The 18,562-nt window shown below is 52.3% G+C and carries 15 protein-coding genes and 1 pseudogene; 6 read left to right on the forward strand and 10 right to left on the reverse strand.

Annotated elements, in window-relative coordinates; translation table 11 throughout:
- Window positions 1-33 precede the first annotated feature (33 nt).
- Complete coding sequence (gene glpD, locus SK35_RS01645) at window positions 34-1,542, reverse strand: glycerol-3-phosphate dehydrogenase (RefSeq protein WP_008786343.1); 1,509 nt, start codon at window positions 1,540-1,542, stop codon at window positions 34-36.
- Window positions 1,543-1,740: 198 nt separating this feature from the next.
- Between glpD and glpE the strand changes: the two genes are divergently transcribed.
- From glpE to SK35_RS01660, 3 genes are all read left to right on the forward strand, one after another.
- Entirely contained in the window at window positions 1,741-2,067 is a 327-nt protein-coding gene (gene glpE / locus SK35_RS01650) for a thiosulfate sulfurtransferase GlpE (RefSeq protein ID WP_003827629.1), read from the forward strand.
- Window positions 2,068-2,142: 75 nt separating this feature from the next.
- Window positions 2,143-2,976 carry a rhomboid family intramembrane serine protease GlpG gene (glpG, locus tag SK35_RS01655; RefSeq protein ID WP_032945236.1) on the forward strand — a complete coding sequence of 278 codons (834 nt, stop codon included), beginning with the start codon at window positions 2,143-2,145 and terminating at the stop codon, window positions 2,974-2,976.
- A gap of 45 nt (window positions 2,977-3,021) precedes the next feature.
- Window positions 3,022-3,780 carry a DeoR/GlpR family transcriptional regulator gene (locus tag SK35_RS01660; protein ID WP_003023499.1) on the forward strand — a complete coding sequence of 253 codons (759 nt, stop codon included), beginning with the start codon at window positions 3,022-3,024 and terminating at the stop codon, window positions 3,778-3,780.
- 41 nt (window positions 3,781-3,821) lie between these two features.
- Here the strand turns inward: SK35_RS01660 and malT are convergent, their stop codons facing one another.
- The 4 genes from malT to SK35_RS01680 all read right to left on the reverse strand — a co-directional run bounded on the left by malT (window position 3,822) and on the right by SK35_RS01680 (window position 8,739).
- A complete protein-coding gene (gene malT, locus SK35_RS01665; protein WP_003827634.1) occupies window positions 3,822-6,527 on the reverse strand; it encodes an HTH-type transcriptional regulator MalT in 2,706 nt (901 codons plus the stop codon).
- A gap of 394 nt (window positions 6,528-6,921) precedes the next feature.
- The gene (locus SK35_RS01670; RefSeq protein ID WP_032945233.1) at window positions 6,922-7,398 is read right to left on the reverse strand and encodes a DUF1240 domain-containing protein; all 477 of its coding nucleotides are present in this window, start codon (window positions 7,396-7,398) and stop codon (window positions 6,922-6,924) included.
- Window positions 7,364-8,230 (reverse strand): hypothetical protein, encoded by an 867-nt coding sequence (locus SK35_RS01675; RefSeq protein WP_048215394.1) that lies wholly within the window; start codon window positions 8,228-8,230, stop codon window positions 7,364-7,366. Before SK35_RS01675 ends, SK35_RS01670 begins: the two co-directional genes overlap by 35 nt.
- 29 nt (window positions 8,231-8,259) lie before the next feature.
- Window positions 8,260-8,739 (reverse strand): Hcp family type VI secretion system effector, encoded by a 480-nt coding sequence (locus SK35_RS01680; RefSeq protein WP_048215395.1) that lies wholly within the window; start codon window positions 8,737-8,739, stop codon window positions 8,260-8,262.
- 393 nt (window positions 8,740-9,132) lie between these two features.
- Between SK35_RS01680 and malP the strand changes: the two genes are divergently transcribed.
- Window positions 9,133-11,526, forward strand: coding sequence for a maltodextrin phosphorylase (gene malP, locus SK35_RS01685; protein ID WP_048215396.1), 2,394 nt, complete (start codon window positions 9,133-9,135; stop codon window positions 11,524-11,526).
- 9 nt (window positions 11,527-11,535) lie between these two features.
- Window positions 11,536-13,623, forward strand: coding sequence for a 4-alpha-glucanotransferase (malQ, locus tag SK35_RS01690; RefSeq protein WP_048215397.1), 2,088 nt, complete (start codon window positions 11,536-11,538; stop codon window positions 13,621-13,623).
- Window positions 13,624-13,710: 87 nt separating this feature from the next.
- On the opposite strand, the gene gntT is transcribed toward malQ, so the two are convergent.
- The 3 genes from gntT to gntX form a co-directional block, all read right to left on the reverse strand.
- Entirely contained in the window at window positions 13,711-15,027 is a 1,317-nt protein-coding gene (gene gntT, locus SK35_RS01695; protein ID WP_003023507.1) for a gluconate transporter, read from the reverse strand.
- A gap of 369 nt (window positions 15,028-15,396) precedes the next feature.
- Window positions 15,397-15,972: a Fe-S biogenesis protein NfuA gene (gene nfuA / locus SK35_RS01700; protein ID WP_003023509.1), complete on the reverse strand. Its 576-nt coding sequence runs from the start codon at window positions 15,970-15,972 to the stop codon at window positions 15,397-15,399.
- Window positions 15,973-16,030: 58 nt separating this feature from the next.
- Complete coding sequence (gntX, locus tag SK35_RS01705) at window positions 16,031-16,714, reverse strand: DNA utilization protein GntX (RefSeq protein ID WP_048215398.1); 684 nt, start codon at window positions 16,712-16,714, stop codon at window positions 16,031-16,033.
- Between the two features lie 37 nt (window positions 16,715-16,751).
- Between gntX and bioH the strand changes: the two genes are divergently transcribed.
- The gene (gene bioH / locus SK35_RS01710; protein WP_048215399.1) at window positions 16,752-17,522 is read left to right on the forward strand and encodes a pimeloyl-ACP methyl ester esterase BioH; all 771 of its coding nucleotides are present in this window, start codon (window positions 16,752-16,754) and stop codon (window positions 17,520-17,522) included.
- A 44-nt stretch (window positions 17,523-17,566) separates the two neighbouring features.
- Here the strand turns inward: bioH and SK35_RS01715 are convergent.
- Both SK35_RS01715 and feoC read right to left on the reverse strand, forming a co-directional pair.
- Window positions 17,567-18,082 (reverse strand): annotated as a pseudogene (locus SK35_RS01715) (Rpn family recombination-promoting nuclease/putative transposase); the annotation flags it as partial.
- 233 nt (window positions 18,083-18,315) lie between these two features.
- A complete protein-coding gene (feoC, locus tag SK35_RS01720) occupies window positions 18,316-18,552 on the reverse strand; it encodes a [Fe-S]-dependent transcriptional repressor FeoC (RefSeq protein ID WP_003023516.1) in 237 nt (78 codons plus the stop codon).
- Between the last annotated feature and the right edge of the window lie 10 nt (window positions 18,553-18,562).

Here is an 18,562-nt window from a genome sequence, read left to right on the forward strand (position 1 = left end):
CGGATAAGGCGCTAGCCGCATCCGGCATTTTTATCAGGACGCCAGCGACAACTGGTGTTTTTCAATGTACTCCGCCAGCCACTGGGTCATACGCGACTGCTGCTCAGCATTCAGCCACATACCTTCTTTCGTGCGACGCCACAACGCATCTTCCGCACGACGAACCCATTCATGATCGACCAGATATTTCAGCTCGGCCTCATAAAACTCATGGCCAAAGTCTTCACCTAACTCGGCAAGCGAGGTGGCTTCGCCGATAACCCATTCGGTGTTGCTGCCGTAGGTGCGAGAGTAATGGCGTGCCAGCGACTCGGTCAGGAACGGGTAGCGACGGCGCAGTTTGGCCGCGTAATCTTCGCGATCGCCGCCAATGTCACCGCCTGGCAGAATGCACTCTTTCGTCCATGCCGGACCAATACCCTGGTAGTACGATGCCAGTTTTTCCATCGCGTGCTCAGCCAGCTTACGATAGGTGGTCAGCTTACCGCCAAAGACCGACAGCAGCGGCGCTTTGCCGTTTTCGTCGTGGATATCCAGCGTGTAATCACGGGTGATCGCCTGCGGTGAGTCAGACTCGTCATCGCACAGCGGACGCACGCCTGAGTAAGTCCAGACGATATCATCACGGCCCAGCTGTTTCTTAAAGTGCGCGTTGTAGACCTTCAGCAGGTAATTGATTTCGCTTTCATCAATTTTCACTGCTTTCGGATCGCCTTTGTATTCAACGTCTGTCGTCCCGATGATCGAGAATTCGTCCATCCATGGGATAACAAACACAATACGCTTATCTTCGTTTTGCAGAATATAAGCTTGCTTCTGGGTATGTACGCGCGGCACTACGATGTGGCTGCCTTTAATCAGGCGAATGCCGTACGGTGATGGCAGGTGCATACCGTCGTCGAAGAACTCTTTCACCCACGGACCGGTGGCGTTGACCAGGCCACGCGCCTGCCAGGTGTATTTTTTGCCGGTATCGATATCTTCAGCTTCAACAATCCACAAACCGTTTTCACGGCGAGCAGAAGTGGCGCGAGTGCGGGTTAATACTTCTCCGCCTTTGCGTACGACCATTTGGGCGTTTGCCAAAACCAGTCGCGCATCGTCTACCCAGCAGTCGGAATATTCGAAACCGCGCACAATCTCAGGTTTCATTACGGAATCCGCGCCAAAACGCAAACCGGTAGAGCTTGGCAAACTGGTGCGTTTGCCCAGATGATCGTACATAAACAAACCAATGCGGATCATCCACGCCGGACGCAGGTGCGGGCGATGGGGCAGGCGAAAGCGCATCGGGAAGGCGATATGCGGTGCCATTTTCAACAGCACTTCACGTTCGGCCAGCGCTTCGCTTACCAGACGAAATTCGTAGTGTTCCAGGTAGCGCAGGCCACCGTGGATGAGTTTGGAGCTAGCGGAAGAGGTGGCGCAGGCTAAATCCTGCGCTTCCAGCATCAGCACGGATAAACCGCGTCCAGCGGCATCTGCCGCGATACCGGCACCGTTGATGCCTCCACCTATCACAATCAGATCTTTGGTTTCCATGCTGGCCTCTCGCACTTTCGTTATAGCTCATTAATGTTCGTTATCGAGCATAATAGCAAAGAATCGCGCCATTGGTAACATCGGATAAACAATTTACAGTGATACATATAACATTATGGCGTTTAACTGCCGTCGGGACGTACACTAAGCAGTAACATGTCTGAAAAGCGTCACCTGCCATATAAAGAAGAGAGAGCAATGGATCAGTTTGAATGTATTAATGTCGAAGAAGCGCATCAGAAGCTGCATCAGGGGAGCGCGGTGTTAGTGGATATCCGTGATCCGCAAAGCTATGCCATGGGTCATGCCCCGCAGGCGTTTCATCTGACGAACGACACGCTGGGGTCATTTATGCGCGAGCATGATTTCGACACCGCCGTGTTGGTGATGTGTTATCACGGCAACAGCAGTAAAGGTGCGGCGCAATATCTTCTTCAGCAGGGTTATGACGCGGTTTACAGCGTTGACGGCGGCTTCGACGCCTGGCATCGACATTTTCCGGCAGAAGTGGCATACGGTTCGTAAGCTAACAAAGATGCAGCCTGAAACGGGTAGGATATATATACTGTCCTCTTTTGTGTGGATGAAGCGACAGCAACCATGTTGATGATTACCTCTTTTGCTAACCCCCGCGTGGCGCAGGCATTTGTTGATTATATGGCGACACAGGGCGTTATCCTGACGATTCAACAACATCAGCAAACGGATGTCTGGCTGGCGGATGAGTCCCAGGCCGAGCGCGTGCATGCTGAACTGGCGCGATTTCTGGAGAATCCGGGCGATCCGCGCTACCTTGCGGCAAGCTGGCAGTCGGGTCAGACCGACAGCGGTCTGCACTACCAGCGTTATCCGTTCCTGGCCACATTGCGCGAACGCGCAGGCCCGGTAACCTGGTTGGTGATGGCCGCGTGTGTGCTGGTGTTTATCGCGATGAACGTGCTGGGCGACCAGGCGGTGATGCTCTGGCTGGCATGGCCGTTTGACCCTTCGCTGAAATTTGAATTCTGGCGTTATTTCACCCACGCTTTTATGCACTTCTCGCTGATGCATATTCTGTTCAACCTGTTGTGGTGGTGGTATCTCGGCGGTGCGGTTGAAAAGCGTCTGGGCAGTGGAAAACTGATTGTTATTACCGTGATCAGCGCCCTGTTGAGCGGCTATGTTCAGCAGAAATTTAGCGGCCCGTGGTTTGGTGGACTGTCTGGCGTGGTATATGCGCTGATGGGCTACGTGTGGTTGCGCGGCGAGCGCGATCCGCAAAGCGGTATTTTCCTGCAGCGTGGTTTGATTATCTTTGCTTTGATCTGGATTGTTGCCGGCTGGTTTGATCTATTCGGCATGTCGATGGCGAATGGCGCTCATATCGCCGGATTGGCCGTGGGTCTGGCAATGGCGTTTGCCGATACGATGAATGTGCGGAAACGAACTTTGTAGGCCGGATAAGCGTTAGCGCATCCGGCAAAATTTCAGGGAACACTAATGAAGCAAACACAACGACATGACGCGATCATCGAGCTGGTAAAAAAACAGGGATACGTCAGTACTGAAGAGCTGGTGGAGCATTTCTCCGTCAGCCCGCAGACTATTCGCCGCGATCTTAACGATCTGGCCGATCAGAACATGATTTTGCGCCATCACGGCGGCGCGGCGCTGCCATCCAGCTCGGTCAACACCCCGTGGCATGACCGTAAAGCGACGCAGACGGCGGAAAAAGAGCGCATTGCCCGCAAAGTTGCCACGCAAATCCCGAACGGCTCAACGCTGTTTATTGATATCGGAACCACGCCGGAAGCGGTGGCTCACGCGCTGCTTAATCACAGCAATTTACGCATTGTGACCAACAACCTCAATGTGGCGAACACGCTGATGGCGAAAGAGGATTTCCGCATAATCCTCGCCGGTGGTGAACTGCGTAGCCGCGACGGCGGTATTATGGGCGAAGCGACCCTCGACTTTATTTCTCAGTTCCGTCTGGACTTCGGCATCTTAGGGATCAGCGGCATCGACAGCGACGGTTCCCTGCTGGAGTTTGATTATCACGAAGTTCGTACCAAGCGCGCGATCATTGAGAATTCACGGCATGTGATGCTGGTGGTGGACCACTCGAAGTTTGGGCGTAACGCGATGGTGAATATGGGCAGCATCAGCATGGTGGATGCGGTGTATACCGACACGCTGCCGCCTGCTGGTGTGATGCAGGTGATTGCTGACCATCATATCCAGTTAGAGCTGTGCTAAGGTAATTCCAGGCCTGATAAGCGTTGCGTATCAGGCATTAACTAAACGCCGTACCCCATCATCTTCAGCAGCTTCTGTGCATGTTGCACCGCATCCTGGCGATGTGCGACGCCGAGTTTTTGGTACAAATTGCGGATGTGCGTCTTGATGGTCGTTGCCGCGACGGCCAGCTCTCCGGCGATCTGCTCGTTGCTGTAGCCCGAATAAATCAGTCCCAGAACCTGCCATTCGCGCTGGGTCAGCGGGCTGGTGCGGATAAGCTCCGGCACTTCCGGGTGAGTAAGCAGACGCTCAACGAATCCTTCATCGAAGTGGGCAAATTTATGGCGGTGGTGCTGGTTAATTTCACGCAAAATGCGCTGGGCGCGGTGCTGATCGAGCTCCGGTAAGGTATTGAGCTGAATCAGCTGACGCAGTTGTTGCGCCATGGCCTCGCCTTCGATAACAAAGTGGCTGATAAACCCGGTACGGTTCGCCAGCTGTAGGGCGTCGAGTAACACACGCTGGGCGTCATTTTTGCGCCCTGCTTGCCAGTAGAGCTGATTAAGCAGCAACAGGTTGCGGTTCAGATCGCTCATCAGGCGCAGGTTGCGCGCATTTTCATTCAACTCTTCCAGCACAATCTCAGCCGGTTCAAACTCGCCGAGCAGGATTTGCGCGCGAGCGATGTTGCGCCACTGGCTTTGCAGGAAGTGGTTATTGGCGAATTCTGGTTTCGGCGTGTGGCGCAGCCAGTTGGCGGCCGAGTTTTTGTCGCCCACCATTTGCCAGTAAATCACCCGCACCTTATCGGCGTTGGAGATCCAGTCGCTGTGATAGTGACCGTTGCCCAACAGGTTTTCCAGACGGTTGAGCAGGCTGCGAGCGTTATCGAGATCGCCCCGTGCCAGTGAACACTGAACCAGCAGCGCCAGACACTGTAGCTGTTGCTGCGGCTGGAAAGTGGAAAGCAGTTCAATACCGCTACGGGCAGAAGCTTCTGATTCATCCAGACGCGCCCATGCCCACAGTAGCTGCGCGCGAATACGTACCAGGAATTCGTGCATCGGCAGCTGTTCCAGGTGCTGTTCTTTGATCAGTTGGAACGCTTTTTCCTGAGTTTCCCAGGCGGCCTGTAAAAAGCCCTGGGCAAACAAAATTTCGCTTTGCTGGATAAGACTCCACAGTGCGTAATGCCAGACGTCATGATGGCGCGCCATTTGCTCGGTTTGCTGCATCAACGCCAGAGAGCGCGTGAGATCGCCCTTACAGTGCAGGACTTCGCCGTGCACCGAGGTGGCGACGATCCGGCTATAGAACCAGGCGATGGGTAACTCATCCAGCGCCAGTTTCGCCAGGCGTTCGGCTTCGTCAGGGTTGCCGTCGTTAATCGCTACCTGCGCCCGTAAAGCGTTGAATTCGGCGTGCAGTGTTGGCTCCATGTCGCCTTTCATTTCCTGCTCTGCGCGCGCCAGCAAGGTGTTAACCTCTCCGTAGCGGTGCTGGCTTTGCATCAGCCAGGCTTGCAACAGAACCAGACGCGGATTTTCCAGCAGGCTTTCCCACGGCAGGGCTTTCAGCGACTCTTCCAGTAACGTCAGCTCGCTATGGTTAAACAGTCCCCACGCATGATTAAGCAGGATATCGCGCAGCATATGGGCGTCGCCGGCCGCCAGCGCGTGGTGGATAGCTTCGCTGGGGAAGCCTTGCGCCATCCAGCTTTCAGCAGCGGCGCGGTGTATTTCGGGCAGTTCGTTCGCCAGCTCCCATTGGCAGCGCTGGCGTAAAAAGCTGCCAAACAGCGGGTGATAGCTGAACCACTCGCCAACGTCATCCATTCGCTGCAGGAATAACCCCTGGCGCTCAATTTCTTCCAGCCGCATCTGGCCGTTTTCTTCCCCTGTAACGCGGACGATTAGCGCATCGTTCATGGAACGCAGAATGGCGCTTTTCAGCAGGAAGTGACGGGTGCCGAGGTCGACGCTGTCCAGCACTTCATCAACCAGATAATCGGACAAATGGCTGGCGTTGATCCCCGCGAGGCGTCGTGCTGACTGGTGCGCGGAATGATTGTTCTGGCGGGCGGAAAGGGCGATCAGTTGTAATGCCGTGGCCCAGCCAGCAACGTCATCGCACATCCGGCTGCTTTCAGCCGCTTCGATGGGGGAGGACAAACGTCGGTCGAAAAATTGTTTGGCTTCCTGATGGTTAAAGGCTAACTGTTGGCTGCCTATCTCCAGTAGTTGATCGCGTACCCGCAGGTTAGCAATGCCCAACTGCGGCAGGTTGCGCGACAGCACGACCAGCGTAAGGTTTTCAGGCTGGTGACGCAGGAAGAAACGCATCGCTTCGTGAATGGCCGGATTAGAGATCAGATGATAATCATCTACTACCAGGTAGAGCGGGCGGTGCCACTCGGCCAGTTCGATAAATAGCTGGGCAAACAGTGACGTCAGGCTGGCGTACTGACGTTTTTGCACCATCGCTTCGCTGGTGGTGCAGTGTCCACCGGTTGCCTGTTGGATAGCGGCGATCAGATAACTGGCAAAGCGCTCTTGCTGATTATCGCCCTCATCCAGAGAGTACCAGCCTAAATCATTTTTCCCTGCCGCCCATTGTGAAACCAGCGTCGTTTTTCCATAACCAGCAGGACTTGTTATCAGGGCAAGCCTGAAATTGTTCGCGCCGGAAAGTTTAGCCAACAGGCGCTCACGAACCACCGTATGGTCGAGTCGAACCGGACGACTTAATTTAGACGGAATCAACATAAGTTAGTCACTTCACTGTGTGAAAATAGGGAAGAATGATTTTTTTTGCGCTTCGTAATTAATAGATATAAGGTCGGCCAGATTAAGATTTATTGCAAGTTATGTCCGGGATTGGACTGTCTTATTTTGCGCTATGTCACAAATTCTTAAGATGATAGACACCTACTGAAACCGGTGTCAGGATGCGCGGCTGTTGAAGTGTTTGACCAAGGGCGGCGATTGAACCCCTTCTGACGAAGCATGATTTGCTGTTATAGAATTATCTTAATTGTTACTGTTGGTGATAATTTTTAATGTAAATCATTGGTGACTATAGATTTTGCAGAGTTCTATACTCATTTTCTTTGAAAATAACGATTCAATTCCTTAAATTAATAAAAGTATGATGAATCCGTTACCACAAGCCACGTTTATCTACGATAGTTTTACACAGTTCGATATCTGTAACGTAGAAATCATGAAGCTTCTTCTGGGGGCAGGATGTGTATGATAATCCAAACAATAAAAAAGGAACGAAACAGTTAGCAATAACGCCAATAATAAAGGAAAAAGTGATGGCAGTGAGTACCAAACTTTCATAAGGATTGGGAAGTGAACGGTACTGTGCATCTTTACTCAGTAAAATTCTGACGACAGCAATCATTGTATAACTTATTAGTGGTACTGAACCTATCAGTGCGCATGTCTTATCATAAGAGATAATATCGCCCATTTTTATTAATGATAAAAATTCAGTCATCGTCCTTCCAAATAACAAACTGTAAATAACAGCGGTTAAAAAAATAATCACAAAAAAAGCCCAGATTCGTAAGTGTATTTTTTTCATGTCATCTTTTCTAGAACGAGTAAAAATATTGAGAATTGAATCCATAATCAGAACCTCTTCTTTCCATTTTACGGAAATATTCACGGATTCTTGTTTTTAATTCTACAGATAGTCCAATATCATCCTCAATATGATTTAACCTATTATTAAGGTATAACCCTAAGGCTATTATAAAAAAAGTAGTTACAATGATGGGTGAACTGGCGAGAGCAAGCCCTCCAGCAATGACCCCAATCACTACCCCCGACACCACCGCCTTTGCAGCATCCATTGAGATATCTACCAAAAAATCCACCAGATCATAATCAGACTTAAAAATCAGTTCAATTGCCCGCCAGACAAGTGAGAAGTAGATGCAGTATTTGACACCATTTCGGATATTGTTATAAAGCCCACGTTTACCCAATGCCATTTCCAGCATCTGTGGATGGCTTGCTCCGTAGCGGGTTCCGTTAAGAATCCGGCGCAGGGCGGGATACCCGGTAATTTTGATATAGGTTTTACCGCCGATTTTGTATTCAATAGCTTTAATGCGGATTGCACTGAAATTAAAGACCAACTCCTGTGCGGAATTGTAATAGGTAGTAAGCTTAGAGAGACTGCGGAAGCCATCCAGGCCATCTTTGAAGTTGCCGGGTGCTGCGCGGTAGGAAAAAAATTTATCCACTCCGCCGATTAAATCGTCCGTCACCTGCTGTGCTTCTTCGAGAGTGAGCAGAAGGATGTGATGACTTTGCGTGATAAATGAGCCATCCATAAAGGCCATATCGCGCTGCACAGGGTTCATGGTATGCCAGCTATTAAAATCTCTTGCCTGCGGTCGTTCGTCCCGAAACCTGAGTGAGTTGCCATTTAACATGGAGTTACGTTTACGCATGATTTTTCCTTATCAAGAGATGTCTGGCGTCAGAAAGTTCGTTCACTCCACAAACTATAAGCGCTGGTACTTGCCATGCAGTGTTCCCAACTAATCGATTCATAAATAAAGGAAACGCGTTCTTGTGCTTCGTTTCCGTTTTCAATGATATTGTGAGGGACTATTAATTTAATGTTTGATATATGTGCTTTGAATAATTTAATTTTATAATAGACTTCTTGCATTCCTGTTGGTGTGGTTCGATAGAGGAATATTTCGCACTCCAGCGTTTCGTTATCGTTGATCGCTTTGTTCAGCAAAGGGGACGAACGATCAACAGGTTTGATAATCTGGAGTTCGTGGTGATTAACGTTCTGCTGACGCGTTGTTTCATGCTCAAGTCCATAAATCATAATTTGGTTGAGATGGTTTGTCTGAGATTTATTTCCTATAGAGTACCTGGAGCCGCAGTTTTCGGAAATATCACCCTGTAATTCACCTTTCAGAGTAATCCAAGATAAGTTTGCCATATATATCCTTGGATAGTATTTGTTTGATTTATTTTTATGTCGAAGATTTATCTTAGTGTGCTCTTGAATTATTTTGATTTCAACCGTCTTGTTATTTTAAAAATAGCGGCTGTAGTAATTGTTGTAAAAGTTATAATTATTAATTTGTCATCTCGTCTTGCAAGGTATTATGCTGATTCTTGTCAAATCAGGCGAGGCGTCTCAGGTACAGTGCACTGCGAAGTCAGTCGATTTATTGGCGTAGTTGGTAATAATAAAGTGGCGGCGATCACACTTTTATGCTCATCCCCGCTCCTCCTCCCTCCCTAATCCGTGCCAGGATGAGGAATGTCAACAACGAGCCAGGCAAACTAGCGATAACGTTGTTTTATTACCTAAGGATCTGGAACCCCTATGTCACAGCCTACTTTCAACAAAGATCAATTTCAGGCTGCCCTGACGCGTCAGTGGCAGCGCTTCGGTTTACTGTCGGCTCAAGAAATGACGTCGCGCCAGTGGTGGCAGGCAGTGAGTGGGGCGTTGGCTGAGTTACTCAGCGCCCAGCCTGCGGCGAAACCGGCAAAAAATCAGCGTCACGTTAACTACATCTCGATGGAGTTTTTGATTGGTCGCCTGACCGGCAACAACTTACTCAACCTCGGCTGGTATCAGGCGGTGAGCGATGAGCTGAAAGTGCATGACGTCAACCTGACTGACCTGCTGGAAGAAGAGATCGATCCGGCGTTGGGTAACGGTGGATTGGGACGCCTGGCGGCCTGCTTCCTTGATTCGATGGCGACAGTCGGCCAGTCGGCGACGGGCTATGGCCTCAACTACCAGTACGGCCTGTTCCGTCAGTCGTTTGCCGATGGCCAACAGATGGAAGCCCCGGATGACTGGCATCGTGGCAGCTACCCGTGGTTCCGTCACAACGAGGCGCTGGATGTGCAGGTTGGGATTGGCGGCAAGGTCACCAAAGAAGGGCACTGGGAGCCAGGGTTTACTATCACCGGCCAGGCCTGGGATCTGCCGGTTCTCGGTTACCGTAACGGCGTAGCGCAACCGCTGCGTCTTTGGCAGGCCAGCCATGCGCACCCGTTTAACCTGACCAAATTTAATGACGGCGATTTCCTGCGCGCAGAGCAGCAGGGCATCGACGCTGAAAAACTGACGAAAGTGCTGTACCCGAACGATAACCACACCGCGGGTAAAAAGCTGCGCCTTATGCAGCAGTACTTCCAGTGCGCCTGCTCCGTAGCCGACATTCTGCGCCGCCATCATCTGGCAGGGCGTAAGCTGCACGAACTGGCTGATTACGAAGTCATTCAACTTAACGATACTCACCCGACTATCGCGATCCCTGAACTGCTGCGCGTGCTGATTGATGAGCACCAGATGAGCTGGGACGATGCGTGGGCGATTACCAGCAAGACCTTCGCTTACACCAACCACACCCTGATGCCGGAAGCGTTAGAGTGCTGGGATGAGAAACTGGTGAAAGCACTCCTGCCGCGCCACATGCAAATCATCAAAGAGATTAACGACCGCTTTAAGACGTTGGTTGATAAAACCTGGCCGGGTGATGCTGAAGTCTGGGCGAAGCTGGCAGTGGTGCACAATAAACAGGTGCGTATGGCCAACATGTGCGTGGTCAGCGGTTTTGCGGTCAACGGTGTGGCGGCGCTGCACTCCGATCTGGTGGTGAAAGATCTGTTCCCGGAATATCACCAGCTCTGGCCGAACAAATTCCATAACGTCACTAACGGGATTACTCCGCGTCGCTGGATTAAGCAATGCAACCCGGCGCTTGCCGCACTGCTGGATAAATCGCTGAAAAAAGAGTGGGCTAACGACCTCGACCAGCTGATTAACCTGGAAAAATACGCGGACGATGCGAAATTCCGTCAGCAGTATCGTGACATCAAGCTGGCGAACAAAGAGCGTCTGGTGAAGTTTATTAAAGCGCGTACCGGTATTGAAATAACGACTAACGCTATCTTTGATATTCAGATTAAACGTCTTCATGAGTACAAGCGCCAGCACCTGAATCTGCTGCATATTCTGGCGTTGTACAAAGAAATCCGTGAGAACCCGCAGGCAGATCGCGTGCCGCGCGTATTCTTGTTTGGCGCAAAAGCTGCTCCGGGTTACTACCTAGCGAAAAATATCATCTTCGCCATCAACCAGGTTGCACAAACCATCAATAACGACCCGAAAGTCGGTGACAAGCTGAAGGTCGTCTTCCTGCCGGATTATTGTGTCTCGGCGGCGGAAATGCTGATCCCGGCGGCGGATATCTCTGAGCAGATTTCAACCGCAGGGAAAGAGGCTTCCGGCACCGGTAACATGAAGCTGGCGCTGAACGGTGCGTTAACCGTAGGTACGCTGGATGGCGCAAACGTCGAAATCGCCGAGAAGGTGGGTGACGAGAATATCTTTATCTTTGGTCATACCGTGGAAGAGGTGAAGGCGCTCAAAGCCAAAGGCTACGACCCGGTGAAATGGCGTAAAAAAGACAAAGTGCTGGATGCTGTCCTGAAAGAGCTGGAAAGCGGGAAATACAGCGATGGCGACAAGCATGCCTTTGACCAGATGCTGCACAGTATCGGCAAGCAGGGCGGCGATCCGTATCTGGTGATGGCGGACTTCGCGGCCTACGTTGAAGCTCAGAAGCAGGTTGACGTGTTGTATCGTGACCAGGACGCCTGGACCCGGGCGGCGATTCTGAATACCGCGCGTTGCGGCATGTTCAGCTCGGATCGCTCCATCCGCGATTATCAGGCTCGTATCTGGCAGGCGAAACGTTAAGGAATCGCGATGGAAAGCAAACGTCTGGATAATGCCGCGCTGGCGGCGGGGATCAGCCCCAATTACATTAATGCCCACGGTAAACCGCAGTCTATTGGCGCCGAAACCAAACGGCGTTTGCTTGACGCCATGCATCGCACCACCGCTGCCACTCAGGTGGCGGTAACCCCGGTGCCGAATGTCATGGTCTATACCGCTGGCAAGAAAATGCCGCTGGCGGTTGAGGGAAGCGGAGAGTTTAACTGGCTGCTGACCACCGAAGAGGGCGTGCAGCACAAAGGGCATGCCGTCGGCGGTAAATCTTTTAACCTTCCGGCGAAGCTGCCGGAGGGGTATCACACGTTGACCCTGACCCAGGGCGAGCTGCGTTCCCATTGTCGTATCATCGTGGCACCAAAGCGCTGCTATGAACCGCAGGCGTTGTTAGCCGGGCAGAAGCTGTGGGGCGCATGTGTTCAGCTCTACACTTTGCGATCGGAAAAGAACTGGGGGATTGGCGATTTCGGCGATCTCCGCACCATGCTGGTGGATGTGGCGCAACGCGGCGGCGCGTTTATCGGGCTTAATCCGATTCACGCGCTGTATCCGGCGAATCCGGAGAGTGCCAGCCCGTACAGCCCGTCGTCACGTCGCTGGTTGAACGTTATTTATATTGATGTAAACGCCGTAGATGATTTCCGTCTGAGTAAAGAGGCGCAGGCGTGGTGGAAGAAACCCGCGACTCAGCAAGCTCTGCAACGCGCCCGCGATGCCGAGTGGGTTGATTATTCTGCTGTTACCGCACTGAAGATGACGGCGCTACGTATGGCGTGGAAAAGCTTCTCTGCGCGTGATGATGAGCAGATGGCGGCATTTCGCCAGTTTGTGGCTCAGGAAGGGGATAGCCTCTACTGGCAGGCGGCCTTTGATGCGCTGCATGCGCATCAGGTGAAAGAGGACGCATTGCGCTGGGGCTGGCCGGTGTGGCCAGAAGCTTTCCAGTCAGTGGACTCGCCAGAGGTAAAACGCTTCTGCGAAGAACATCGTGATGACGTAGATTTCTACCTGTGGTTACAGTGGCTGGCGTATACCCAGTTTGCTGACTGCTGGAAAACCAGCCAGGGCTTTGCAATGCCGATAGGGTTGTATCGCGACCTGGCCGTTGGCGTGGCCGAAGGCGGGGCGGAAACCTGGTGTGACCGCGAGTTGTATTGCCTGAAAGCTTCAGTTGGCGCGCCGCCGGATATTCTCGGTCCGCTTGGGCAAAACTGGGGACTGCCGCCGATGGATCCGCACATCATCACGGCACGCGCCTACGAACCGTTTATCGAACTGCTGCGCGCCAATATGCAGAACTGCGGCGCGTTGCGTATCGACCATGTCATGTCGATGCTGCGTCTGTGGTGGATCCCTTACGGTGAAACTGCCGATCACGGTGCCTACGTGCATTATCCGGTCGATGATTTGCTTTCAATTCTGGCGCTGGAAAGTAAACGTCACCACTGCATGGTGATTGGTGAAGATCTGGGTACCGTGCCGGTGGAGATCGTCAGCAAGCTGCGTGACAGCGGCGTCTACTCCTACAAAGTGCTTTATTTTGAGAATGACCATGAGAAAAACTTCCGTGCGCCGAAAGCGTACCCGGAACAATCAATGGCAGTCGCGGCGACGCATGACCTTCCTACGCTTAAAGGTTATTGGGATAGCGGCGATCTGACGCTAGGTAAAGCACTGGGCCTGTATCCGGATGAAGTCGTGCTGCGCGGGTTGTATCAGGACCGGGAACTGGCGAAACAAGGGCTGCTGGACGCGCTGCACAAATACGGCTGCCTGCCAAAACGTGCCGGTCACAAGGCGTCCCTGATGTCGATGACGCCGATTCTGAATCGCGGCATGCAACGCTACATCGCTGACAGCAACAGTGCGCTGCTGGGCCTGCAACCGGAAGACTGGCTGGATATGGCTGAGCCGGTCAACATTCCGGGGACCAGCGACCAGTACAAAAACTGGCGGCGTAAGCTCACCGCCACGCTGGAACAGATGTTCGCCGATGAAGGCGTGAATAAGCTGATTAAGGATTTGGATAAGCGGCGAAAAGCGGCCGCGAAGAAGAAGTAAAAAAGCCGGGGATTTCCCCGGCTTTTTTATGGTGATGGCTCGTAGCACGTAGGCCTGATAAGCGTAGCGCCATCAGGCTCAGTTTTATCAGACCACCATACCCAGCAGCAGACACCCTACCAGACCGCAGACGGAGATAATGGTTTCCAACATTGACCATGACTTGATGGTTTCACCGATGGTCAGGTTGAAGTACTCCTTGAACAGCCAGAACCCAGGATCGTTCACGTGGGAGAAGATGACGGAACCGGAACCAACCGCAATAACCATCAGCTCAGGGCTTACGCCGGTCGTTGCAATCAGCGGTGCCACAATCCCACCTGCAGTAATCGCTGCAACGGTTGCGGAACCCAGTGCGATACGCAGTACTGCAGCGATAGACCATGCCATCAGCAGCGGAGAAACGTTAGAGCCGTGCATCATTGAAGCGATGTATTTGTCTACGCCGCTATCAACCAGAACCTGTTTGAAGGCACCACCACCACCGATGATCAACAGCATCATCGCGATGATTTTGATTGAGGACACCAGCGTGTCGTTAATCTGATCCATCGAACGTCCGCGGTTCAGACCAAAAGTGAACATCGCAATCAGCACCGCAATCAGCGTTGCCATGACCGGGTCACCGAGGAATTCTGCAACCGTCAGGAAAGCATGGCCTTTCGGCAGAATCATCTCCGCCACGGCGCGCATTGCCATCAGGATAACCGGGACCAGAGAGGTCCAGACGCTGACGCCAAAGCCTGGCATCTCTTCTTCAGTGAAGGTTTTTGCGCTGTACAGACCTTCCGGGATTGGCTTATCGATGCCTTTCAGGAAACGCGCGTATACCGGACCGGCGAGAATAACGGTCGGGATTGCCAGAATCGTACCAAACAGCAGAGTTTTACCCATATCTGCGTGGAAAATGGTGGCAATAGCGGTTGGACCCGGGTGCGGTGGCAGGAAGCCGTGAGTAACGGACAGCGCAGCCGCCATCGGCACACCAACGTACAGCAGCGGGATGTTAGCAGCGGCAGCAATGGTGAATACCAGCGGCAGCATCAGCACGAAGCCAACTTCGTAGAACAGGGCAAAACCGACGGTGAAGCCGGTTAATACCACCGCCCACTGAATGTGTTTTTTGCCGAATTTAGCAATCAGCGTGGTTGCGATGCGCTGTGCGCCGCCGCAGTCCGCCAGCATTTTGCCCAGCATGGCGCCAAAACCCATAATCAGGGCGAGGCTGCCAAGGGTTCCGCCGACGCCGGCTTTAATCGAACCGATGACTTTATCCAGTGGCATCCCTTGCATCAATCCGACAGCAAGCGCCACCAGGACGAGAGCGATGAAGCCGTTCATTTTGAAACGGATCATCAGGAGGAGTAACAAGATTACACCGATAGCAACGATGACTAATGGCATGATTTACCTGGCCTTTACTTTGTTATGGGTAACGTCAGTGTTTAGATGACAAATTCCGATTGTCCCGACCGGGAACAGAGTATTCTCAGCACCAATGCTGGTTGCCTTCAAAACTAATCAGTTTAACTGGCTATTATGGGTGTGTTAGGTGCTGATACGAATGATACGGGTAACATGCTGCGCTTGAAAATCACCTGGACAGGCAAAATTTAAAATATGAGAGGCTGGTCAAATTATGCGGGGGATTGTTGCAGGGCACAGGCAGAGAAATGCAGTGTTGTAGGCCGTTACGCTGCCATTCGGCAGCAATGCCCGATAGCGACGCGGGTGCGTCTTATCGGGCCTACGGATACTCTACAGGTTCGGGCGTTAGTAGTAAGAGTGCTCGCCGCGCTGGTGTTCGGTTAAATCGCGAACGCCTTTCAGTTCAGGGAATTCAGCCAGCAGCTGCTTCTCGATACCTTCTTTCAGCGTTACATCTACCATTGAACAGCCGTTACAGCCGCCGCCAAACTGCAGAATGGCGTAGCCTTCATCGGTGATTTCCATCAGAGAGACACGACCACCGTGGCCAGCCAGCTGTGGGTTGATCTGCGATTGCAACATGTACTCCACGCGTTCCATCAGCGGCGCATCATCGGCAACTTTACGCATTTTGGCGTTTGGTGCTTTCAGGGTCAGCTGGGATCCTAACTGGTCGGTAACGAAATCGATTTCTGCATCTTCCAGATACGGTGCGCTCAGTTCATCAACATATGCGGTCAGCAGGTCAAATTTAATGGCGGTGTCGGTTGCTTCCACGGCGTCCGGCGGACAATAAGAAACGCCACATTCAGCGTTAGGCGTGCCGGGATTAATCACAAATACGCGGATTTGTGTCCCTTCTTCCTGATTTGCCAGCAGTTTGGCAAAGTGCGCTTGTGCAGCATCGGAAATATGGATCATAGTAATGGCCTAATAGTTGACTATTTTACTTGGTTATAATACGCCCATCATCGAGGCTCTACAAGGTTCGACACAGGCACCATACCTGGACAGTCGCCGCGCCGTTGCGTAAAAGCAGCTGCGCGATTTCCGCGACGGTACTTCCGGTAGTGACGACATCATCCACAATAACCATATGGAGTCCTTGCACCGGCAATTCAAGGCGAAAGGCATTTTTCAGGTTACGTTTACGTAATCGGGCGCTGAGATGGTGCTGTGTGGCGGTTGCCCGAACCCGCGAGATGGTCCGGCTGTCCCAGTCGCAACCCAGCCAGCGCGCCAGCGGACGGCACAGTAAATCGCTCTGATTAAACCCTCTGCGCCAGTGTCGGCGTTGCCAGAGCGGGACGCTGACCAGCCTGTCCGGTAGAGGAAGGCCGCTGGCGCGCCGGGCCTGTAGTACCTCCAGTAATAGCAAACGTGAAAGAGCTGAGGCTGTTTCGCTGCGTCGTGAAAACTTGAGCTGGTGGATAAGCCCGCTCAACGGCGGAACATAGTCGCTGACGGTAACCAGTCTCTGCCACGGCGGCGGTTTTTGCAGGCAGCGCCCACAGGGAATGACGGTATGAGCGGCAGGGAGTCCACATTGAGGGCACAGGCTGGCGTGTTGACGCGTTGCCCGCGTACAGACTGAGCAGATCCCCCAATGCCCTAATGTCAGGGGCATTCGGCATAGCCAGCACAATCCCGGTACTGTTAGCATAGATGCATCCTTTCAGGCTAAAAGAGAACAATAACTGATGAATGACATCTGGTGGCAGACCCAGGGTTCGGGAAATTGCCATCTTGTGCTGCTGCACGGATGGGGACTGAATGCGCAAGTGTGGCATTGCATAAGCGAGGAACTGAGCTCGCATTTTACACTGCATCTTGTCGACTTACCGGGATTTGGTCGTAGCCAGGGTTTCGGTGCAATGTCACTGGAAGAGATGGCTGAGCGGGTATTGAAACAGGCACCGGAGAAAGCTATCTGGCTCGGCTGGAGTCTGGGCGGGCTGGTCGCGAGTCAGGTGGCGTTAACGCATCCTGAGCGTGTTCAGGCGCTGGCGACCGTCGCGTCTTCCCCTTGCTTTAGCGCGCGGGATGAGTGGCCGGGAATCAAGCCAGAGGTGCTGGCAGGTTTCCAGCAGCAGCTGAGCGAAGATTTCCAGCGTACGGTGGAGCGTTTTCTGGCATTGCAAACGATGGGCACAGAAACTGCGCGTCAGGATGCGCGAGCGCTAAAGAAAACGGTACTGGCTTTACCCATGCCGGACGTCGAGGTGCTCAATGGTGGACTTGAGATCCTGAAAACGGTCGATCTGCGAGAACCGCTGTGCGCGGTGGAAATGCCTTTCCTGCGGTTGTATGGCTATCTTGACGGGCTGGTGCCGCGCAAAGTCGTCCCGATGCTGGATGCACTGTGGCCGCAGAGCGAGTCTTTGGTGTTTGCCAAAGCGGCGCATGCGCCGTTTATCTCGCATCCCGTAGAGTTCTGTGCAGCGCTTGTGGCGTTAAAACAGAAACTATAAATTTGATGTGTTGCCCGGTGGTGCCATGCTCGCCGGGCCTGAGATTAATGGCTGCGCGTAGCCAGATTCTCAGCGGTCAAGCCAGTAATTCTGAAGATGGTTAGTGGGTCTATACCATCAGCCTGCATAGTTGATGCAATACGTAATGCTTCCTCTCGTTTGCCTTGTTGCAGACCCGTTTGTAACCCCTCCTGTAGCCCTTCTTGCAACCCTTTCCTATGGCCTTCCTGAAGACCATTTAGGTGCCCTTCCTGTCGTAATCTTTCGGCGATAGTCATCAACTTGTCCTTATGTTGGGGTAAACGTTCGGCGACTTCATGAAGAAACTCGCCAAAATGTGTGGTGTTACCGGCCTGCATTAAATAATTAAACAAGGCTTTCAACTGGTTGTCATTAGCGTGTCCTTTAACAAGCAGGATGGCCAGTTTTTCTACCAGCCCCATCAAATCGCGTTTACGAATATGCTTTTGGATGAGCTCCAACAGCGCCATCCGGCGATGCTGCATAATCTCGTCATCGGGCACAACAGTGATATCGATCAGTGGAAACGCGGTGCTATACCTGAGAAAAAAGATGACGAGACTCTACTTCCCAGGTTACCAGTAATCATCCACGAATTAATAACGATGCGTGGCTGGCTGGAGGATAGAACTTTTTTGCTGAAATAATGAAATCTGTGTGGAATCCATTACGCAAAAAAGCCGGATATCAGCGTAAACGCGTTATCCGGCCTGGACGTTTGCATCATTTGTAGGCCGGATAAGCGTAGCGCCATCCGGCAAAGAGCATCTGATTAGCGTAAAGCCCACCACTCGCGCAGGCAGGCTTTACCTTCTGGGCAACTTTTGCAGCTTCCGGAAAGACACCCGTCGGCATCTTCCTGAATCCGCACCGCTTTGCCCATCTTTTCTAACTGATTCAGCATGGCGTCAATCATGGGCTGCGGGGTATGCAGCGTGTGGCTAATTTGTGTAGCCTCCATGCGCCCCCGCAAAGCCAGTAAATCACGAACCTGAATAAGCGATGCCATTGTCGATAAC

It is taken from the genome of Citrobacter sp. MGH105, assembly GCF_001037485.2.
Taxonomy (GTDB): Bacteria; Pseudomonadota; Gammaproteobacteria; order Enterobacterales; family Enterobacteriaceae; genus Citrobacter; species Citrobacter portucalensis.